The following is a 4,146-nucleotide window of genomic DNA, read 5'->3' as shown; positions in this document are numbered from 1 at the left end:
TGGTGGACGGCAACTGGGGCGTCCACGCCATCGTCAAGAAGGCGATCTTCGCCGAAAGGGTGGGCTGAGAAATAAAGGGTGGGCTGAGGAATAGAGCCGCTTGCGTACGGGATGCCGACATTCCGGTGCACCGTCTGTCACCACCCTTTGTCATCCCGGGGCTGCCCCCGGATCTGGCCTTTGGCCAGTCCGAGGATGAACTCCGCAGAGCCCGGGACCCAGAGCCGCCGACGGTTTTTGACTTGCTGAGTCAGCGGTCATGGGTTCCGGGCTCGCCTTTGGCGCCCCGGAATGACTACGTGAGTGGAACAAGCAGACCGGGCACGGGCCGCTATTGCGAGGTGTGTAATCCGGTAACCTGCGCCCCTCACCCCACCTCCACCCTCCCGTCGAACCCGATGACCCGCCCGAGCCCGCGCACGCGGTTGAGGATGCGGTCTCCGGCGAGCGCCCGCCATTCCTCCGGCACGCTCAGCACCACACGGCCCTCGACGACGCCGATGGGCATGCGCGGCAGCGTGCCGGCCATGCCGGCCGAGATCGGGAAGGCGACCCGCAGGAGGCCGCCGATCAGGCGGGCGCGCTCGAACAGGCGCGGGCCGGCGAGGCCGCGCAGCATCGGGCTCGCCTTCTCGGGGGCGACGCCCTCGTGGCGGAAATAGACGGCGAGGGCGAGATAGGCGCGGCCGGGATGGTCAATGCCGACGAAGGGACCCTGCGTGATCACGTCGACGCTGTGCTCGCCGCGGTAATCGGGATGCGCCCGCCAGCCGATGTCGGAGAGGAGGCAGGCGGCGTGGCGCAGGCGGCGTTCGTCCGACGTCTCGGGGCCGTCCAACTCGGCGACGAAGCGGTCGGTCCAGGCGATGAGGTCGGTGCCGTGGCCCGGCGAGCGGGCGCGCAGGGCGTTGAGCTCGGCCGCCGCAGACAGAAGCGGGTCGGCGGCGCGGGCATCGCGGTCGAGAAGCTCGTAGAGCAGGCCCTCGCGCACGCCGCTCGCCGAGATCGCGACCTCGCGGGGACGGCCCAGCCGGATGATCTCCTCGAGCACCACCGCGCCGTAGGCGAGGAGCGGCCGGCGTGCCTCGGACACGCTCTCGACATCGGTGAGGAGGGCGGCGTCGACCCGCTCGACCACTTCGAGGAAGTTCAGTTCGTCCGAGGGCTCGACGCTGTAGCCGTGCATGACGTGGAGCGGGTAGAGGCGGGCGGCCTGGTGCAGCCGGGCGAGCGCCCGCCAGGTTCCGCCCACCGCGTAGAAGCTGCGCCCGCGCAGGGTCTCCAGCTGCGGCGCGGCCTTCTTGAGGTGCTCGCGCACGATCTTCTGGGCCTTCTTGGGCGACCCGCCGGTGAGGTCCTGCAGAGCGAGGCCACCGAGCGGCATCGTCACCCCCTGCCCGACCGTGGCGCCGCGCACGTCCACGAGTTCGAGGGAGCCGCCGCCGAGGTCCCCCACGACCCCGTCCGGGGCATGGAAGCCGGAGACGACCCCGAGCGCCGACAGCTCCGCCTCGCGCCGGCCCGACAGGAGCTCGATCGAATGGCCGCAGGCCCTCTCGGCGGCGGCGAGGAAGTCGGGCCCGTTCTCGGCGTCGCGGGCGGCGGCCGTGGCGAGCACGAAGACGCGCTCGATCGCCATGACCTCGCACAGCACCCGGAAGCGGGTGAGCGCCGCCAGCGCGCGCCTCACCGCCTCGTCGTTGAGGCGCCCGGTGGTGAGGACGTTGCGGCCCAGACCGCACAGGACCTTCTCGTTGTAGAGCGGCGTCGGCGCGCGGGTCAGCCCGTCATAGGCGACGAGGCGCACCGAGTTCGAGCCGATGTCGATGATCGCGACCGGTGAAGGCGGAGCCGCCCCCGCACTGCCCCTGGCATGCTGCGCGAGCGGTTCGTCGAGGCCCATCCCGGGTCCGTGTCCCATCCAGGAGTCCTTGTTACCGCGTCCTTGCGAAGAGGCCGTCAGCTCCGCTGGGCTCGCCGGCTCAGCGCGCGTGGGCTCGATTTCTTCGACGACTTGCCTCGCCCGGACAGGCTCGGATTCGTCATGAAATACTTGTGCGCGTTGAAGGGCTCCTCGCCATCCGCCGGCTGGATCCGCTCGCTCGCGCCCGACGCCAGTACACGCCAGCTCTGGCGGTTGTCGAGGAGATTGGCGAGCATGATCTGGTCGAGCACCTGCTGATGCACGGTGGGGTTGGCAATCGGCAGGAGCGCTTCAACCCGGCGGTCGAGGTTGCGGCTCATGAGATCGGCCGACGAGATGTAGACGGTGGCCTTGGGATGCGGCAGGCCGTAGCCGTTGCCGAAGGCGTAGACGCGGCCGTGCTCCAGGAAGCGCCCGACGATCGACTTGACCCGGATCGTCTCCGACAGGCCGGGGATGCCGGGCCTGAGGCAGCAGATTCCGCGGATGATGCAGTCGATCGGCACGCCGGCCTCGGAGGCGTCGTAGAGCGCGTCGATGATCTGCTGGTCGACGAGCGAGTTGCATTTCAGCCAGATCGCCGCCGGGCGCCCGGCCTTGGCGTGGCCGACCTCCGCCTCGATCTTCTCCAGGAGACGCGCCTTGAGGGTCAGCGGCGAGACCGCCATCTTCTCGAGTTCGGCCGGCTCGGCATAGCCTGTGATGAAGTTGAACAGCCGCGCGACGTCGCGGGCCACCGCCGGGTCCGCGGTGAAGAAGGACAGGTCGGTGTAAACCCGCGCGGTGATCGGGTGGTAGTTGCCGGTGCCGACGTGGCAGTAGCTCACGAGCCGGTCGCCCTCGCGCCGCACCACCATCGAGAGCTTGGCGTGCGTCTTCAGCTCGATGAAGCCGAACACCACCTGAGCCCCGGCTTTTTCCAGGTCGCGGGCCCAGCGGATGTTGGCCTCCTCGTCGAAGCGGGCCTTGAGCTCGACGAGCGCGGTGACCGACTTGCCGACCTCCGCGGCTTCGGCCAGCGCGGCCACGATCGGCGAGTTCGAGGAGGTGCGGTAGAGCGTCTGCTTGATCGCCACCACGTGCGGATCGCGGGCGGCCTGGTTGAGGAACTGCACCACCGCGTCGAAGGATTCGTAGGGGTGGTGGACGATGAAGTCCTTCTGGCGGATCGCCGCGAAGACGTCGCCGCCGCTCTCGCGGATGCGCTCGGGGAAGCGGGGATTGTAGGACTTGAACTTGAGGTCGGGCCGGTCGATCCCGACGATTTGCGAGAGTTCGTTGAGCGCCAGCATCCCCTCCACGAGGAAGACCGCATCCGGGCCGATCTCCAGCTCGTCGGCGACGAAGCTGCGCAGGTCCTCGGGCATGCCCGCCTCGACTTCGAGCCGGATCACGACGCCGCGGCGGCGCTGCTTGAGGGCGCTCTCGAAATGCAGGACGAGGTCCTCGGCCTCCTCCTCGATCTCGAGGTCGGAATCGCGGATCACCCGGAAGGCCCCCTGCCCCTTCACGAAGTAGCCCGGGAAGAGCCGGCCGGTGAACAGCACGATCACCTGCTCGATGGCGATGAACCGCGCCGCGGGCTCGCTCCCCCCGTCGGGCAGGCGCACGAAGCGCTCGACCACCGAGGGCAGGCGGATCAGCGCGCGCAGGGTGCGTCCGTCGCGGGGCCGCACCAGCATCAGCGCGATGGTCGAGCCGAGATTGGGAATGAACGGGAAGGGATGGGCCGGGTCGATGGCGAGCGGCGTGAGCACCGGCAGGACGTGGTTGAGGAAGTAGTCCTCCAGCCAGACGGCATGGTCCTGGCTGAGGCCGGCGGGCTCGACGAGGTCGATGCCGACCCCGTGCAGGTCCCCCCGCAACTCACGCCAGCGCTGCTGCTGCTCGAGGGCGAGGCGCGAGACCTCCGTGCCGATGCGGGCGAGCTGCTCGGCGGGCGTCATCCCGTCCTGCGAGGGCAGGACGAGACCGGCGCGGACCTGGTCGTGCAGGCCCGCGACCCGCACCATGAAGAACTCGTCGAGGTTGTTGGCCGAGATCGAGAGGAAGCGGAGCTGTTCGAGCAGCGGATGGTTCGGGTTCGAGGCCTCCTCCAGCACCCGGTGGTTGAACTGCAGCCACGAGATCTCGCGGTTGACGAAGCGCTCGGGCGCCTGTCGCAGGGCGCGGCCCGCCTCGACCACGGTGGCGCGCACGGCCTTTCCCGGGTCGGGTTCGGC

At 69.6% G+C, this 4,146-nt stretch carries 2 protein-coding genes; both read right to left on the bottom strand.

Going from position 1 to position 4,146, the window contains the following annotated elements:
• Positions 1 to 367: 367 nt before the first annotated feature.
• Complete coding sequence (gene ppx, locus ACFE7U_RS13360; protein WP_375410212.1) at positions 368 to 1,921, bottom strand: exopolyphosphatase; 1,554 nt, start codon at positions 1,919 to 1,921, stop codon at positions 368 to 370.
• Positions 1,922 to 1,959: 38 nt separating this feature from the next.
• Positions 1,960 to 4,146: RNA degradosome polyphosphate kinase (locus ACFE7U_RS13355; protein ID WP_375410211.1), on the bottom strand; the 2,187-nt coding region annotated here is incomplete at its 5' end.

It is taken from the genome of uncultured Methylobacterium sp., assembly GCF_964251405.1.
Classification (GTDB): Bacteria; Pseudomonadota; Alphaproteobacteria; order Rhizobiales; family Beijerinckiaceae; genus Methylobacterium.
Note: the sequence above shows the minus strand (reverse complement) of the source record. Positions and strands in the feature narration are given on the sequence as shown.